We start from the raw sequence: 14,712 nt of genomic DNA, 5'->3' as shown, positions 1-14,712 counted from the left end.
ACGTGGAATCATTCCGCGAAGGCACGCTGGATGAGCGCATGCATCGGAGCATGGGCCGGAAGCGTACCGAGCGTCTGCCCATGCGCACCGGCCAGACGGGACTCGCAGAAGGTGTCCGCGACCTGGGTGTTGCCAGCGCGCAGGAGCAGGGAGGCCTGGAGCGCCAGGGCGAGGCGCTCGACGATGAACCGGGAGCGCACCTCGAGCGTGCTCAGGTCATCGAACTCCTTCGCCAGGCGCGCGGCTTCGGCATCGAGCGCCGGATGCCCACCCCGGGCGGCGAGGAGCTCCGCGAACAGGGCGTCGCGGCTGGCCGGCTCGCGGGTGGCCGCGCGCAGCATGTCGAGGCACTGGATGTTGCCGCTCCCCTCCCAGATGGAGTTCAGCGGGGCCTGCCGGTACAGCCTCGCGAGGTTGGACTCCTCGACGTAGCCGGCACCGCCGAGGCACTCCTGGGCCTCGTTGATGAAGACGGGCGTGCGCTTGCACACCCAGTACTTGCCGATGGCCGTCGCGATACGGCCGAAGGCCGCTTCCTTCGCATCCCGGTGGTTGGCATCGACGGCCCGGGCCACGCGCGCGGTGAGCACGGTATGCGCTTCCGATTCGAGCGCCAGGTCCGCGAGCACGTTCATCATCAGCGGTTGTTCAATCAGCCGCTTGCCGAAGGCCTTGCGGTGCCGTGCATGGTGGATGGCCTGCACGAGCGCCTGACGCATCTGGCCGCTCGAACCGATCATGCAGTCCTGGCGCGTGAGGGCCACCATCTCGAGAATGGTGGCGATGCCGCGGCCTTCCTCGCCCACCATCCACGCGGTGGCGCCCTGGAACTCGACCTCGGAGCTGGCGTTGCTCCAGTCGCCGAGCTTGTCCTTGAGGCGCTGGATGCGGATGGCATTGCGCTCGCCGTCCGGCGTGAAGCGCGGCAGCAGGAAGCACGACAACCCGCCCTCGGCCTGCGCGAGCACGAGGAACGCATCGCTCATGGGCGCCGAGAAGAACCACTGGTGGCCGACGAGCGCATAGGGCTGTCCGGCGCCCCGGCTCCCGAGCGGATGTGCGCGCGTGGTGTTCGACCGCACATCCGAGCCGCCCTGCTTCTCCGTCATGCCCATGCCGAGCGTGGCGCCGTGCTTCTGGGCCGCGGGGATGAAGCGCGGGTCATAGGTGGCCGAGCTCACGCGGGGCAGCCATTCCCTGGCGAGCTCGGGCTGGCGGCGCAGCGTGGGCACGCTGGCGTAGGTCATCGTCAGGGGGCAGCTCGTGCCCTGATCGGCCTGGTTGTGCAGATAGAACAGCGCCATGCGGGCCACATGGGCACCGGGCTTGTCCTCGTGGCGCCAGGCGAAGTTGGGCACGCCATGGGCGATGCCCAGCTCCATGAGGCGGTGGTAGGCGGGGTGGAACTCCACCTCGTCCAGGCGGTTGCCGTACCGGTCGAACGGCCGGAACTTCGGCTTGTTCTCGTTGGCCACGAACCCGAGCTGCATGAGCTCACCGCCGACGAGGGGGCCGTACTTCGCGAGCTCGGCCTCCGCCCAGCCGCCCCCTTCCCGGGTGACGGCCTCTCGCAACACCGTGTCCGTCGCCCAGGCGTCATAAATGAGCGGCGGGGCCTGGTTCGTGACCTGGTGCGTGAGGAAGCCTTCGGTGACGGAGCGGTGTTCGTTCATGGGCGCGTTCCTAGCAGATTGCCCGGTTCCTGGAGGCCGGGCCCTGGCCAGGAATGCCCCATCCGAGGCAACCTTCCCCCATGCAACTCCAGACCTCCGCGAGCCGCCCCCCGCTCCCCCTCCTCCCCGAGAACCCCTCGCTGCTCACCCGCCTGCGGGTGGGCCTGCGGACCCTCCAGGTGCTGAAGGTGGAGCCCACGAATCCAGCCTTCGGCGCCGTGTTCTACGACAGCGTCGAGATTGGCCGGTGCGCGGAGCTCGCCCGCCAGTTCTCCCGCCATGAGGAGGGCCGCCGGCTGCTCGCCGACAAGCCCTCGCTGAGCGGCTCGGAGCTGAACCTGGAAGCGCTGGAGAAGCTGCCGCCGGGAACGTTCGGTCACACGTTCGCGAGCTACTACCGGGCGAAGGGCCTTCAGCCCATCGAGACGCTCAGCCCGCCGAAGAACGACGCCCAGTACCTCGCCAAGCGCCTGCGCGAGACGCACGACTTCATCCACCTGATGACCGGCTACGATACGGACGTCATGGGTGAGATGGAGGTGCAGGCCTTCTCTCTGGGTAACCTCCACCTGCGCACCTCGTTGATCATCCTCCTCAACACGGCGAGGGAGCTGCCCCAGCACATCCCCGGCTTCAATGCGGCGGTGTATGTCCGGCGGTTGTGGGCCGCGTTCCGGCGCGGCGCCGACTCGCGCCAGTTCGCCAGCTTCCGGTGGGAGCACCACTGGGAGACCCCGGTGGCGCTGATGCGCGAGCAGCTCATCGCCCCCGCGCGGGAGTGGAACTGAGCGAGGGGAGCTCCTCCAAGCCGCGAGGCCGGTGTGACGCACTTCACGCCGGACCCGTGAGCACCCTCACAGCCTGCCCGGCGGGGAATCGTCAGAGTAGGCGTCAACAGGGGCGACACAGCCCCTGGTGAGCAAGGGGTTGGGCTCCATGTATTCGATTCAAGAGGTCCTCAACAACATCGATGCGAAGACGGCGATCATCCTCGCCAGCGGCATCGTGGTCCTGGTCGGCGCCTTCCTCATGTATGGAGAAGCCATCCGGCTTGGCTTCCGGGACAAGACCCACTCCATCCCCCTCTTCGCCAACATGTATTTCTTCGCTCACGACCTCTTCTTCGTGGCGAAGTACGACTACTGGTTCCATGGCGTGGGGCACTGGCTGTTCAAGCTCTTCTGGGTGGCGCTGCTCGTCTTCACCCTGCTGGAGTTGGTGGTGCATTACCAGACGCTCAAATACAGCCGGAAGGAGTTGTTCCCCATGCTGACACAGGCGCAGTACGTGCTGGTGTACGTGGCCCTGCAGGGGGGCGTGGTGGTGCTGTTCTGGTTCGTCTACAGCGTGCTGGAGGATCCGCTCTTCCTGATCAACTTCGCGCTCACGGAGATCCTGTCGAGCACGTTGTTGCTGCCCCTGCTGTGGTCGCGGCGGAGCGCCCAGGGACAGTCCATGCTGCTGGGCTCGGCGGTGCTGGTGGGGGCCGACGTGGGGTACTTCCTGCTGCTCCTGCCCCTCATGGCGCATGAGTTCGCCACGCCGGTCATCTACTCCCTGGGCGGGGTGCTGGCGGTCCTGACGCTGGGCTATCTCTGGGCGCTGCGCGCGGTGCGGCGCGGCGTCTCGGTGAGCCCGGCGAAGGCGCTCGCGAGCCGTGTGATGTTCTTCAGGCGCACCCCGGGGGCGATGCCCCGCTGAGAGCAGGCCGCCGCTCCGAGGCCCCGCCCGGCGGTGAGGCGGGCCGTCTCGTAAGCCTCCAGAGGAGCGTGGACTCGCAGCAGGGGCGTCACCCGGGGGCGCAACCACCCTCGGGGACGATTCCCTGGAAACGCCGGCCATTCCATATTATGGTCATAATATGGCAAGGGCGCCCGGGTATGCAGCCCGGGTGATGCCCCCTGGCGTGCGCCTGCACGAGGAGAAGTCATGAACGGCCGAGTCTCCGCTCCCAAGAACACGCGGCACCTCCAGGACCTGGAGCGAATGCTCCGGGGAGAGGTGCCCCCGCCGCCGATCGCCAAGCTGCTGGGGCTCGAGCTCACCCGCGTCGAGCCGGGCCGGGTCGTCATCGAGCTGAATGCCTCGGAGCGCCACGCCAACCCCATGGGGACGCTCCACGGAGGGGTGATCTGCGACCTGGCCGATCTGGCCATGGGCGCGTCCATGGCCACCACCCTCGAGGACGAGGAGAGCTTCACCACGCTGGACCTCACGTCGAAGTTCTTCAAGCCCATCTGGAACGCGCGCCTCCGGGCGACCGGGCGCGTGGTCAAGCGGACGCGAACGCTCGGGCTGATCGAGTGCGACGTGGAGGACGAGAAGGGCAGCCTCGTGGCCAAGGTGTACAGCTCGTGCATGGTCCTCCGCGGCGATGAGGCGCGCGGGCGATGACGGCCACCTCGTCTGTCGTGGGAGCGCGGGGCTCGCGCGAGGTGCGCGCGGGGGCCGTGCTCGCGGTGCTGTCGGTGGCCGCGTTCCTGGCCAGCCTGGATCTCTTCATCGTCAACGTCGCGTTCGAGCACATGGGCCGGAGCTTCCCCGGGGCCTCGCTGGCGGACCTGAGCTGGGTGCTCAACGGGTACGCCATCGCCTATGCGGCGCTGCTCATTCCGCTCGGGCGTCTGGCCGACCGGTTCGGACGCAAGGCCGGGTTCCTGCTGGGGCTCGGCCTGTTCACCGCCGCGAGCGCCGCCTGTGCGGCGAGCACCGGGCTGTGGATCCTCGTCTTCTCGCGCATGGCGCAAGCGGTGGGCGCGGCGCTGCTGACTCCCACGAGCCTCGGGCTCCTGCTCAACGCCACGCCCCCGGAGGGGCGGACGCGGGCGGTCCGCATCTGGGCGGCGGTCGGTTCGCTGGCGGCCGCGGCCGGGCCCGTCGCGGGAGGGCTGCTCGTCGAGCTGTCGTGGCAATGGGTGTTCCTGGTGAACCTGCCCGTGGGCATCGCCGCGCTCCTCGCCGCCGTCCGCGTCATCCCGGACTCGAGGGAGGCCGCACGCGGTCCCCTGCCGGATCTGCCCGGCGCGGGGCTGCTCGGCGTAGCGGTGGGGGCGCTCTCGCTCGCGCTCGTCAAGGTGCAGGAGTGGGGCTGGAGCGATGGGCGCACGGGTGTGTCGCTCCTGGTTTGCGTCCTCGCGGGAGCGTGGTTCTGGTGGCGCTCGGGCGGGCATCCCGCGCCGGTCGTCGAGCCCGCATTGCTCCGGGTGCGGACCTTCGCGTGGGCCAATCTCAGCGCGTTCGTATTCAGCGTGGCGTTCGCCGCCAACCTGCTGACCAGCATCCTGTGGATGCAGGAGGTCTGGCGGTTCTCGGCCCTGCGCACGGGCCTGTCGATTTCCCCCGGCCCGCTGATGGTTCCCCTGTTCGCCAGCGTCGCCCAGCGGCTCTCGCGCCGGGTGGAGGCCGGGTGGCTCGCGGCCGCGGGCTGCGTGTTCTGCGCGGTGGGCCCGGCCCTCTGCAGGGTGTCTGCGGGAGCCGCGCCGGACTACGTGACGGGATTGCTGCCGGGCTGGATGCTGGCCGGGGTGGGGGTGGGCCTCGCCTTTCCCACGCTGCTGGCCTCGGCCACCGTCGAGCTCCCTCCGGCGCGGACCGCCACGGGCAGCGCGATCGTCAACATGAGCCGCCAGGTCGGGATGGCGCTCGGCGTCAGCCTGCTGGTGGCACTGGTGGGCGGGGCGGTGGGCGACGCGCTGCGGGCCGCCTTCGGGCACGTGTGGCTGGCCGCGGCCGTGCTGTCGCTGTGCGCGGCCCTGTTGAGCCTCGGGGTGAACCCGTCCCGGGTGACACGCCATTCGACGGCATGACCCTCCCCGAGCTCTTCGTGGATGGGAGCGCCCCTCTACCGCGGCATCGCGCGCCTACTCGGGCTCCTCCTCCAGGTCCGACTTCAAGCGCGCGAGCAGCTCCACCGCGCCCGCCGCGTACCGGCTGATCCACCGGTCGTGGATCTCCTTGATGGGGAGCGGATTGAAATAGTTCCAGCGGTGCCGGCCCCGCCGCTTCACGATGACGAGCCCCGCCTTCTCGAGCACGCCGAGGTGCTGCATCACCGTGGTGCGATCCAGCTCCGGGAAGTGGTCGGCGAGCTCCCCCGTCGTCCGCGGCTGCGTCTTGAGCAGGTCGAGCATCGCGCGCCGCCGGGAGTCCCCCAGTGCTTTGAAGATCGCGTCGTGATCGTCACCGCTTGACATGTTATAAAGTTATAACATATTGACGGTGAAGGTCAATTCGTGGAGGCATGTCATGGGGCACGAGCAAGGCGCGACGTCAGCAGCGGGGGGCGAGATGGACCTCACGTTTCAGGTCCACGCGAAGATCGCGAAGCCGGTTGCCGAGGTCTTCGACGCGGTCTACAACCCGAAGAAGCTGAGCGGCTACTTCACGACCAACGGAGCGAGTGGTCCGCTCGACGAGGGGACGACGGTCACGTGGGACTTCGCCGACTTTCCCGGCGCGTTCCCCGTGCACGTGCGCAAGGTGGAGCGCCATCGCTTCATCGAGCTCGAGTGGAAGGCCGGCGATGGCGACTACCACACCCGGGTCCGGATGGAGTTCGAGCCGGTCGGCGGCGACGCGACGCTGGTGCGCATCAGCGAGTCGGGATGGCGCAAGACACCGGAGGGCCTCAAGAGCTCCTACGGCAACTGCATGGGCTGGTCGCAGATGCTCCTGTGCATGAAGGTGTTCGTGGAGCAGGGGACGAACCTGCGCTCGTTCCTCTACTAGCGCGGTCCCGGTGGCGCGGCGCTGACGGGCGGTGACGGACCGGGGAGCGTACCCGGCTCCCCGGGCTGCCGCCCGCCGAGACGCGCAACCGCTTCAACTTCTCCTTCGAGAGCTTCGTGCGGACGGTCGCCGCGCCCGAGCATCCGCTCGTCATCTTCCTGGATGACTCGCAGTGGGCGGACCTCCCCTCGCTCCAACTGATGGAGCGGCTGCTGTCGGACCTGGCGACCCATCATTCGCTGGTCATCGGCGCCTATCGCGACAACGAGGTCTCGGACACCCACCCGCTCTTCAGCACCGTGGCCGGGTGTTCATGCAGCCGTCAGCGCCAGGCTTCATTCTACGGCCCGCGGCGGAATGTCGGCGGCTCGCTGGCGCCGGGCAGCGGTCGCGAGCAGATTGTTCGTGGCGGGCACGCCCTCCATCGGGCGGCATGACCACGCTCGCCCCGTCGCAGGCCGCTCAGGCGAATCGGCCCTCGCATGCCGAACGCGGGGGTACCTGTATTCACGTCCAATGCTGCGCTGCGTGAGCCGTATCTAACCTCTGGTGAGGTCCAACTGGAGGAACGGTCATGAGGCACATCAAGGCTGTGGTGATCGGCGCGTTGTCCGCGGCTCTGCTCTTCGGCGTGGGGTGTAAGGGCGCGGGCGGCGCCGGGAATCAGGGAACGAGCGGGACCAATACGACCCAGGGCGGCTCCACCACCGGAGGTGGAACGACGACGGGAGGCTCCACGGGCGGAGGTAGCACCACGGGCGGTGGCACGGGAGGAACGGGCTCCGGCGATATCGGCGGCACGGGAGGAACGGGCTCCGGCGACATCGGCGGCACGGGCGGAACGGGCTCCGGCAGCGTGGGCGGCGGCGGAACGGGCTCCGGCAGCGTGGGCGGCGGCGGCACGGGCACTGGCGGCGACCTGGGCGGCACGGGTGGTAGCGGCACGGGCTCCGGCGATATCGGCGGCACGGGTGGCAGCGGCACGGGCTCCGGCAGCGTGGGTGGCTCGGATACTGGCGGCACCGGCTCCGGCGGCTCCGGCTCCGTGAATCCGGGGACTGGCTCCAGCGGCGGCACGGGTGGTTCTGGCTCCAGCGGCGGCACGGGTGGTTCTGGCTCTGGCGGCAGCACGGGCCACTAAGACCGGAATACCGGCGCACGTGGACGCTCTGGCAGCGCCCCGTGCGCCGGACCGCGTCATGGCGCTCGCGTTCCACCGGCGCTGATCCGGAGGACAATGCCGCTTCCGCCCCTCGGTGCCAGCTTGCTGTCATGAGCCTGGCGATTCGGAAAGAGAGCGAGCAACGTGAGGTCGCGGCAGCCCCTGGCCAACGGTGGGTGATTGTCGCCGTGGATGGCCGGGGTTGGTACGTCCGGCTCGAGGGCAGCCGTCACCTCGACCGGTATCCCAACGTGACCCAGGCCATCCACCGTGGGCGCAAGCTGGCGCACCAGCACAAGCCCGCGGGCCTCGTCGTGCGCTACCTGGACGGTGTGGAAGAAGAATCCTGGTTCGGTGACGGCGAGGGCCCCTGAGGGGGAACGCCCGTGGGACGCGAAGCAGGCGTGCGTGCAGGCGCTCGTCTTGTACGGCCTGACGGGGCAAGCGCTCCGGCTTTCACGAAAGCCAGGGGTCGTCCTCATGGACCCGGCCGACCCCAGATTGTCTTCGGAAGGGATGCGTGACCGTGCGCCATGTGCGGTCCGGCCGCCCTGGAGCCTCCTGCTCCCGGGGTGGGCCTCCTGGAGGCCGAGCGAATGAGCAACAGGGAGAAGGAGGACGAGGGAAGGCAGGACGAGTCCTGGCAATCCGCTCGCTCGGGGCGTCTACGGGCGCACCCGGCAACCACTCCGCGGACCGGGGGCGCCCCGGTGGGCATGCACCCTCTCGGCGTGAGCCTCGGACACGATGGTGTCATCTACGTGCCCTCCAGCTACCGGCCCGAGCACCCCGCAGCGCTCGCGGTGATGCTCCATGGAGCGGGGGGCTCGGCCCGGCACGGCTTGGACCTGCTCCGGCCCCTGGCCGATGAGGCGAACCTGATCCTCGTGGCCCCGGGCTCCCAGGGCGCTACCTGGGATGTCATCGTGGAGGACTTCGGGCCGGACGTGCGCGCCATCGACGAGGCGCTCGCGCACGCCTTCGAGCACTACGCGGTGGACCCCGCGCGGGTGGCCATCGGAGGCTTCTCCGACGGAGCCTCGTACGCGCTCTCACTGGGGCTCGGCAATGGCGACCTGTTCCGGCACATCATCGCCTTCTCCCCGGGCTTCGCGGTGCCGCCCCGGCAGATCGGCAGGCCGCGCATCTTCATGAGCCATGGCACCCAGGACCGGGTGCTCCCCATCGACCGGTGCAGCCGCCGGTTGGTGCGCGTGTTCGAGCGCGCCGGCTACGACGTGAGCTACCACGAGTTCGAGGGCCCGCACGTCGTCCCCGCGGACATGATGCGCGAGGCCGTGCGCTGGTGGCTGGAGGGCACGGTCCACTGAGCCCTCAGGAGCTGCACGAGAGCGCCGAGCATCCCGGCCTGGACCTCGCCCAATCGGGCCGCCGGGCCGCGTAGGCCTCGCGCCCCGGTTGCTCGTCGTAGGGCCGCCGCATCACGTCGAGCAGCTCGTGCACCTTCGAGTCATCGCCCGCGTGGGCGGCGTCGATCGCCTCCTGCGCGAGGTAGTTGCGCAACACGTACTTCGGATTCACCGCGTCCATCCGGCGCGCCAGCTCGGCGGGGGGCACGGCTTCGCGCCGCGTGCGCTGCCACCAGGTTGTCAGCCATTGGAGGCCCTGGGCCCGGTGGGCCTCGGGGACCTCGCCGTAGAAGGCCTCGCGCAGCACGGCCGGGAGCTCGCCTGGGGCCGCCGGCCCGGTCACCACGCGAGACAGGCCGCGGAAGAAGAGCGTCATGTCCGTCTCCTCCGCCGCGAGCCACGCGAAGCACGTGTTCACCAGCTCGAAGTCGGCTGCGTCCTCGAGCGAGGTGAGCCCCAGCTTCGCCGCGAACCGGGCCGCCAGCTCCGTCTCGAAGGTCCGCTCGTACTCGCGCAGCCCCGCCTCGAGCAGGGCTTCATCGCCCTCGAGCAGCGGCAGCAGCGCCCTGCCGAGCCGCTCGACATTCCACATGCCGATGGCGGGCTGGTTGCCATACCGGTAGCGGCGCTGCTCGGCGTCCGTGGTGTTCGGCGTCCATCCCGGGTCGAAGTCGTCGAGCCAGCCATAGGGGCCGTAGTCGATGGTGAGGCCGAGGATGGACATGTTGTCGGTGTTCATGACGCCGTGCACGAAGCCCACCGCCTGCCAATGCGCGATGAGCCTCGCGGTGCGCCGCGCCACCTCGTTGAAGAAGGCGGCGTACGTGTCCTTCGACGGCGCGCCGAGCTCCGGGAAGAAGTGCGTCACCGTGTAGTGCGCCAGCTTCCCGAGCAGCTCCACGTCACCCCGGCGGGTGCACAGCTCGAAGTTGCCGAAGCGCAGGAAGCTCGGCGCGACGCGGCAGACGATGGCACCGGGCTCGGCCTCGGGGTGCCCGTCGTAGAACATGTCCCGGATGACCTGCTCTCCGGTGGCCACGAGCGATAGCGCCCGGGTGGTGGGCACGCCCAGGTGGTGCATGGCCTCGCTGCACAGGAACTCCCGGATGGACGAGCGCAGCACCGCGCGCCCATCGGCCCGGCGCGAGTAGGGCGTCCGGCCCGCCCCCTTGAGCTGCAACTCGTGGCGCTTGCCATCGGGCGCCACCAATTCACCCAGCACGATGGCGCGCCCATCCCCCAGTTGGCCCGCCCAATGGCCGAACTGGTGTCCGCCGTAGTTGGCCGAGTACGGCACCATGCCCGGCCACAGCGCGTTGCCCGCGAGCACCCGCACCCACTCGGTGGCGCGCAGGGCAGCCTCGTCCAGTCCGAGCAACCGCACCACCTCGGGAGAGAGGGCGATCAGCCTCGGGGCCGGGACCGGGGTGGGCTGGACCTTTGACCAGAGCGCGCCCTGCACCTGGCGGGGCCCCCCGTTCGCGAGCGGATCTCCAGGGGTCGAGTCGATGAAGCGGGAAGTGAAGTGAGGCATGTCCTAATGGATGTAAGGGGGGAGCCGCTGATGCAAGACGTCTGGCCGCACGGTGAGTGGGCGGGCGGATCAGTCCACTTTCGAAATGCCCATCTTTCCACCATTCACTCGAGTCAAAGAGGCGGAACAATGGACGAGACACTTCATCCCACCGAGGCCGGGGAATCGGAAGACAAGACTGTTCCGCGGGACAATAGGGAGCTGGACGTCGAGCGCATCCGCCGGGACTTCCCGATGCTGCAGCGGCGTATGAATGGCCTGCCGCTCGTATACCTGGACAGCGCGGCGACGAGTCAGAAACCCCAGGTGATGATCGATCGGATGCGCGCCCTGTACGCCGAGGAGTACGCGAAGGTGGAGGAGGGGCATTCGCTCAGCAAGCACGCCACGCAGGTGTTCGAGGAGGTGCGGGCCAAGGTGGCCCGGCTCATCAACGCGGCCGAGCCCCGGGAGATCATCTTCACCCGAGGCTCCACCGAGGCGCTGAACCTGATTTCCCGCGCCTTCGAGCGCTCGCGGCTGGGCCCGGGTGACGAGGTGCTCATCACCATGGCGGAGCATGCCTCCAACGCCATTCCCTGGCAGATGGCCTGTGAGGACAGCGGCGCGACGCTGAGGGTGGTGCCCGTCACGGCCTCGGGCGAGATCGACCTGGCGCGCTTCGAGCAGCTCCTCGGTCCGCGCACCCGCATCGTGGCCGTCTCCCATGTGTCGAACGTCACGGGCACGGTGTTCCCGGTGAAGCGGATGACGGAGCTGGCGCATGCCCGAGGCATCCCGGTGCTGGTGGACGGGGCGCAGGCCGTGCCCCACATGCCGGTGGACGTGCGGGACATCGGCTGCGACTTCTACGCGGGCTCGGGCCACAAGATGGGAGGGCCCTCGAGCGTGGGATTCCTCTACGGCGTCGCGAGCAAGCTGGAGGAACTGCCAGTGGCCGATGGCGGCTCGACCATGGCCCAGACGTTGAGCTTCGAGAAGATCCAACCCAAGCCCCTGCCGCACAAGTACGAGGCCGGGGAGCCCGCGTTCGGCGAGGTCGTCGCCTGGGGTCCGGCCATCGACTACTGGATGGACCTGGGCCTGGAGCGCATCGCGGCCTACGAGAAGGCGCTGACCGAGTATGCCACTGGGAAACTGTTGGCCATTCCCGGCGTGCGCGTGCTGGGCGAGGGGACGGAGCGCATCGCCGTGCTGTCGTTCACGGTGGAGGGGGTGCCGCCCACGGAGGTCGAGAAGGAACTGGATCGCCGGGGCATCGCCGCTCGTGCCGGGGAGCTGGACGCCGAGCCGCTGCTGAAGGCCCTGGGCGTGGACATGGCGGTGCGCGCTTCCTTCATGTTCTACAACACCCACGAGGAGGCGGACGCCCTGGCCGAAGCCGTGGCGGAGATCGCCCGGCTGCACTGAGCCCCGTGAAGGTGTCAAAGGACTCGTTCCGGTACCTCATCCCCCCACGAGTCGTCTGACACCTTCGGCGGCTTGCAGGCAGCCAACGACAACACCACGCTTCGCAGCTCGAGCCGCGGTCCATGGACCCGGGAGCAACGGCTCCCGAGGTCCGAGAATCGAGAGGGTTACTTGCCGCCGGAGATCGTGGAGGTCATGCGATGCATCTGCTCGGTGTACTCGGCCATGGTGCCCAGGCCCACCGAGGCGCGGCGCTCGTCCACGTGGGCCTCGTCCTCGATGGGGCGGGGCACCAGCTTGCCGTCCACCGTGTGGAACTGGGTGCCGTAGCGCTGCGGCTTGCCGTCGGCCACCAGGATGCGGTCCGTCAGGTAGGCGAGGTCCTTCTCCGAGCCCTCGCCATTGGCCACGGCCTTCTCCAGCAGCGGCAGGCACTGCTTCTGGAAGGCCGGGTCGAGGTCCGCGTGCTGCACCAGGAGCCACGCGGCCTTCGAGGCCCGCTCGCCCACCAGCGTCTTCGTGGGCCAGCCCACCTGCGCAAGGATTTCCTTCATGCGCGCGGTGTTCTTCACGTCGATGGCCTTCATGCGCTCGTTGGCCGCCGTGTCCTTGAAGTTGGCCGCGCCCGCCGCGCGCCGGGCCACCTGGTCCTCGTCCATCATGCGCAGCAGCTCGTCGCGCAGCTCCGGCTCCCGCGCCGCGTTCAGCTTCGCGTCGTTGGCGGCCACGCGCTCCAGCACGCGGGCGAAGGCCGGGTCCTCGCGCACCGAGGCCAGGTCCGGGTCCTGCTTCATGTGCTCGGTCATGGCGAAGCCGGCGTCCGCCACGCGCTCCAGCCAGGTGAGGGCCTCGGCCTTCTGGCCCTCGAGCGCCGCGGCGCAGGCGGCGTCATAGAGGATGCCCTGGTCGCGCACGCCCCCCGCCCAGGCCTGCCGGTAGAGCGGGAGCGCCTCGGCATACTTCCCACCCATGGCGAGTGCCTCCGCCTGGCTCGCCAGCTCGCGGGCCTGGGCGGTGGGCGCCGGAGCGGTGGCGGCGGCGGGAGCGGCGGGCGTCTCGGAGGACGCGGAGTGGGCACACGCGGACAGCAGGCTCAAGGCGGCGAGCCGCACGATGAGGCGGTTCATTCGGTCATCTCCCAGCGGGGGACTCGGGCCAGCGGGATGCCGGCCCGGGGGCGGGGGATGGTAGCGGAGCGGGCAGCGAGATGCCCATGGCGGTGGCGATCGTGTGCAAGTCCTCCAGGCTGATCTCGAAGTGGCCGCGCCGGGCCAGCATGCCCCAGTGGGGGTTGTTCCGGATGAAGCCGAGGCTCTCGCTCAGGCCCGCCAGGGGCACCTCGCGCGCGGCGCGCTCGAAGCGCACCTCCCGGCGGTAGGGAACGAAGCCGCCGCCCATGTCGAAGAGCACCGTGCGCTCCCCGTGGACGCGGCCCAGCGCGGTGAAGGCCCGGAGCGGCTCGCCCTCGTGCATGTCCGTCTTCGGCGAGTAGTACACGAGCCAGTCCCCCACGCTCATCCGCTCCAGCGGCAGGCGCTTGCCGTGGCACAGCTGCGCGAAGTGGCCCTCCACTCCTCGCATCACATGGGACCGCGAGACGACTCCCACCCAGGCGCGCGTCATGAGCGCTGCTCCACGTGCCGCACGAAGGCCCGCGTCTGCGCCTCGGCACCGGCCGCCTGCTTCCTCACGAGGAGCCGGTCCCAGAGGAAGCCCAGCGGCCCGAAGACCTCCAGGGTGAGCCGGACGCGGGTGCCTCCCCCGGGCACGGGGTGGAACTCGTGGACCGTGCGCAGGGTGGCCAGCGGCAGGTGGGACAGGTCGCTGAAGCACGAGGGCGCCTCGGCCTTCTCGATGGACATGCGCACCCGCGGCCCACCGCGCGGCGTCAGGAAGAAGCGGGTGCCCGGGGCCAGCGCACCGTCGTGCTCGATGGACTCGAGCTCCGGATCCCAGCGGGGCCAGTGGGTGAGCTCGGTGATGGCGCGGAAGAGTGACTCGGGGGGCGTGGAGACGACGGTCTCGTGGATGTAGCGGCGCATGGTGGCTCCTTCGGTGCCGGCGGCGTGCCGACGGAAGCCACCCTCTCATGGGGTACTGCCAATTTCTGTCAGCAGCCGCTTACCCGGGTTGGGGCTCGGGGATGGACTCCCGCGCGCGCCACTCGCGCAGCAGCGTGATGCGGGGGCGGCCGATGCGCTCGGTGAGCGGGGCCCACGAGGTGATGCGGTCGGTGCGGAAGTTGCGGAAGTCCCGCCGTGTCTCGCACCAGGAGATGAGGACGCGCGAGCGCTCGAAGAAGGCGAGGCCCAGGGGCCAGATGGTGCGGGAGCTCCGGGCGCCGTGCGGGTCGGCGTAGTGGATGAGTGCCTTGCGCTGCTCGCGGATGGCTCGGCGGACGAGCGCGAGGTCCACACCGTCCGGTGGGCGCTCGCGCGCGGGGCCCGCCAGCAGCGACACGTCGTCCACGAGTGAGCGCAAGTCCCTGGGCAGCACGGCGCGCAGTTTGGCGACCACGTCCACGCAGGCCCGGCCGAGCCCCTCATCCCCGTGCTCGGTGGCCAGCCGCAGGCCGAGCACCATCGCCTCGAGCTCCTCGTCGGTGAACATCAGCGGCGGCAGCAGGAAGCCGGGGCGGAGGAGGTAACCCACGCCGGCCTCGCCCTCGATGGAGGCGCCCTGGCCGCGCAGCGTCTGCACGTCCCGGTAGATGGAGCGCACCGATATGCCGAGCTCCCCGGCGAGGGACTCGGCGCTGACGGGTTGGCGGTAGCGGCGCAGCACCTGCATCAGCCGCAGGAGCCGTTCGGAGCGGGACATGCCCCCATGCTGACA

General features: G+C 69.7%; 17 protein-coding genes. 10 read left to right on the top strand and 7 right to left on the bottom strand.

Annotated elements, in window-relative coordinates; all coding sequences use genetic code 11:
* Positions 1 to 8 precede the first annotated feature (8 nt).
* Entirely contained in the window at positions 9 to 1,673 is a 1,665-nt protein-coding gene (locus ACJ8AN_RS34315) for an isovaleryl-CoA dehydrogenase (RefSeq protein WP_407759777.1), read from the bottom strand.
* Positions 1,674 to 1,753: 80 nt separating this feature from the next.
* On the opposite strand from ACJ8AN_RS34315, the gene ACJ8AN_RS34310 reads away from it, so the two are divergent.
* From ACJ8AN_RS34310 to ACJ8AN_RS34295, 4 genes are all read left to right on the top strand, one after another.
* Entirely contained in the window at positions 1,754 to 2,461 is a 708-nt protein-coding gene (locus ACJ8AN_RS34310; RefSeq protein WP_407759776.1) for a Coq4 family protein, read from the top strand.
* A 148-nt stretch (positions 2,462 to 2,609) separates the two neighbouring features.
* Entirely contained in the window at positions 2,610 to 3,374 is a 765-nt protein-coding gene (locus tag ACJ8AN_RS34305) for a hypothetical protein (protein ID WP_407759775.1), read from the top strand.
* 228 nt (positions 3,375 to 3,602) lie between these two features.
* A complete protein-coding gene (locus ACJ8AN_RS34300; RefSeq protein WP_407759774.1) occupies positions 3,603 to 4,067 on the top strand; it encodes a PaaI family thioesterase in 465 nt (154 codons plus the stop codon).
* Positions 4,064 to 5,479, top strand: coding sequence for an MFS transporter (locus ACJ8AN_RS34295; RefSeq protein ID WP_407759773.1), 1,416 nt, complete (start codon positions 4,064 to 4,066; stop codon positions 5,477 to 5,479). Before ACJ8AN_RS34300 ends, ACJ8AN_RS34295 begins: the two co-directional genes overlap by 4 nt.
* A gap of 54 nt (positions 5,480 to 5,533) precedes the next feature.
* Here ACJ8AN_RS34295 and ACJ8AN_RS34290 read toward each other — a convergent pair whose 3' ends face one another.
* Entirely contained in the window at positions 5,534 to 5,866 is a 333-nt protein-coding gene (locus ACJ8AN_RS34290) for an ArsR/SmtB family transcription factor (protein WP_407759772.1), read from the bottom strand.
* Between the two features lie 94 nt (positions 5,867 to 5,960).
* Between ACJ8AN_RS34290 and ACJ8AN_RS34285 the strand changes: the two genes are divergently transcribed.
* From ACJ8AN_RS34285 to ACJ8AN_RS34265, 5 genes are all read left to right on the top strand, one after another.
* Complete coding sequence (locus tag ACJ8AN_RS34285; protein ID WP_407759771.1) at positions 5,961 to 6,401, top strand: SRPBCC domain-containing protein; 441 nt, start codon at positions 5,961 to 5,963, stop codon at positions 6,399 to 6,401.
* Positions 6,402 to 6,466: 65 nt separating this feature from the next.
* Positions 6,467 to 6,838: an AAA family ATPase gene (locus ACJ8AN_RS34280; RefSeq protein ID WP_407759856.1), complete on the top strand. Its 372-nt coding sequence runs from the start codon at positions 6,467 to 6,469 to the stop codon at positions 6,836 to 6,838.
* A gap of 137 nt (positions 6,839 to 6,975) precedes the next feature.
* A complete protein-coding gene (locus ACJ8AN_RS34275) occupies positions 6,976 to 7,542 on the top strand; it encodes a hypothetical protein (protein ID WP_407759770.1) in 567 nt (188 codons plus the stop codon).
* A gap of 131 nt (positions 7,543 to 7,673) precedes the next feature.
* Entirely contained in the window at positions 7,674 to 7,937 is a 264-nt protein-coding gene (locus tag ACJ8AN_RS34270; RefSeq protein WP_407759769.1) for a DUF2188 domain-containing protein, read from the top strand.
* A 222-nt stretch (positions 7,938 to 8,159) separates the two neighbouring features.
* Positions 8,160 to 8,894 (top strand): alpha/beta hydrolase, encoded by a 735-nt coding sequence (locus ACJ8AN_RS34265; protein WP_407759768.1) that lies wholly within the window; start codon positions 8,160 to 8,162, stop codon positions 8,892 to 8,894.
* Between the two features lie 4 nt (positions 8,895 to 8,898).
* On the opposite strand, the gene ACJ8AN_RS34260 is transcribed toward ACJ8AN_RS34265, so the two are convergent.
* Positions 8,899 to 10,467 carry a protein adenylyltransferase SelO gene (locus tag ACJ8AN_RS34260; protein WP_407759767.1) on the bottom strand — a complete coding sequence of 523 codons (1,569 nt, stop codon included), beginning with the start codon at positions 10,465 to 10,467 and terminating at the stop codon, positions 8,899 to 8,901.
* A 129-nt stretch (positions 10,468 to 10,596) separates the two neighbouring features.
* Here ACJ8AN_RS34260 and ACJ8AN_RS34255 point away from each other — a divergent pair, with 129 nt between their 5' ends.
* Entirely contained in the window at positions 10,597 to 11,877 is a 1,281-nt protein-coding gene (locus ACJ8AN_RS34255; protein WP_407759766.1) for an aminotransferase class V-fold PLP-dependent enzyme, read from the top strand.
* 167 nt (positions 11,878 to 12,044) lie between these two features.
* Here ACJ8AN_RS34255 and ACJ8AN_RS34250 read toward each other — a convergent pair whose 3' ends face one another.
* From ACJ8AN_RS34250 to ACJ8AN_RS34235, 4 genes are all read right to left on the bottom strand, one after another.
* Complete coding sequence (locus ACJ8AN_RS34250; protein ID WP_407759765.1) at positions 12,045 to 13,004, bottom strand: DUF6624 domain-containing protein; 960 nt, start codon at positions 13,002 to 13,004, stop codon at positions 12,045 to 12,047.
* Positions 13,005 to 13,008: 4 nt separating this feature from the next.
* A complete protein-coding gene (locus ACJ8AN_RS34245; protein ID WP_407759764.1) occupies positions 13,009 to 13,500 on the bottom strand; it encodes an EVE domain-containing protein in 492 nt (163 codons plus the stop codon).
* The gene (locus ACJ8AN_RS34240) at positions 13,497 to 13,919 is read right to left on the bottom strand and encodes an SRPBCC family protein (protein ID WP_407759763.1); all 423 of its coding nucleotides are present in this window, start codon (positions 13,917 to 13,919) and stop codon (positions 13,497 to 13,499) included. The genes ACJ8AN_RS34245 and ACJ8AN_RS34240 overlap by 4 nt, the downstream gene beginning before the upstream one ends.
* Before the next feature lie 79 nt (positions 13,920 to 13,998).
* Positions 13,999 to 14,697: a helix-turn-helix transcriptional regulator gene (locus ACJ8AN_RS34235; protein WP_407759762.1), complete on the bottom strand. Its 699-nt coding sequence runs from the start codon at positions 14,695 to 14,697 to the stop codon at positions 13,999 to 14,001.
* Positions 14,698 to 14,712: the final 15 nt, after the last annotated feature.

It is taken from the genome of Archangium sp., from assembly GCF_045802675.1.
Classification (GTDB): Bacteria; Myxococcota; Myxococcia; order Myxococcales; family Myxococcaceae; genus Archangium.
Note: the sequence above shows the minus strand (reverse complement) of the source record. Positions and strands in the feature narration are given on the sequence as shown.

Coding starts and splice junctions, on each gene's coding strand:
- ACJ8AN_RS34315 (WP_407759777.1), bottom strand. CDS start 1,673: ATGAACGAACACCGCTCCGTCACCGAAGGCTTCCTCACGCACCAGGTC.
- ACJ8AN_RS34310 (WP_407759776.1), top strand. CDS start 1,754: ATGCAACTCCAGACCTCCGCGAGCCGCCCCCCGCTCCCCCTCCTCCCC.
- ACJ8AN_RS34305 (WP_407759775.1), top strand. CDS start 2,610: ATGTATTCGATTCAAGAGGTCCTCAACAACATCGATGCGAAGACGGCG.
- ACJ8AN_RS34300 (WP_407759774.1), top strand. CDS start 3,603: ATGAACGGCCGAGTCTCCGCTCCCAAGAACACGCGGCACCTCCAGGAC.
- ACJ8AN_RS34295 (WP_407759773.1), top strand. CDS start 4,064: ATGACGGCCACCTCGTCTGTCGTGGGAGCGCGGGGCTCGCGCGAGGTG.
- ACJ8AN_RS34290 (WP_407759772.1), bottom strand. CDS start 5,866: ATGTCAAGCGGTGACGATCACGACGCGATCTTCAAAGCACTGGGGGAC.
- ACJ8AN_RS34285 (WP_407759771.1), top strand. CDS start 5,961: ATGGACCTCACGTTTCAGGTCCACGCGAAGATCGCGAAGCCGGTTGCC.
- ACJ8AN_RS34275 (WP_407759770.1), top strand. CDS start 6,976: ATGAGGCACATCAAGGCTGTGGTGATCGGCGCGTTGTCCGCGGCTCTG.
- ACJ8AN_RS34270 (WP_407759769.1), top strand. CDS start 7,674: ATGAGCCTGGCGATTCGGAAAGAGAGCGAGCAACGTGAGGTCGCGGCA.
- ACJ8AN_RS34265 (WP_407759768.1), top strand. CDS start 8,160: ATGAGCAACAGGGAGAAGGAGGACGAGGGAAGGCAGGACGAGTCCTGG.
- ACJ8AN_RS34260 (WP_407759767.1), bottom strand. CDS start 10,467: ATGCCTCACTTCACTTCCCGCTTCATCGACTCGACCCCTGGAGATCCG.
- ACJ8AN_RS34255 (WP_407759766.1), top strand. CDS start 10,597: ATGGACGAGACACTTCATCCCACCGAGGCCGGGGAATCGGAAGACAAG.
- ACJ8AN_RS34250 (WP_407759765.1), bottom strand. CDS start 13,004: ATGAACCGCCTCATCGTGCGGCTCGCCGCCTTGAGCCTGCTGTCCGCG.
- ACJ8AN_RS34245 (WP_407759764.1), bottom strand. CDS start 13,500: ATGACGCGCGCCTGGGTGGGAGTCGTCTCGCGGTCCCATGTGATGCGA.
- ACJ8AN_RS34240 (WP_407759763.1), bottom strand. CDS start 13,919: ATGCGCCGCTACATCCACGAGACCGTCGTCTCCACGCCCCCCGAGTCA.
- ACJ8AN_RS34235 (WP_407759762.1), bottom strand. CDS start 14,697: ATGTCCCGCTCCGAACGGCTCCTGCGGCTGATGCAGGTGCTGCGCCGC.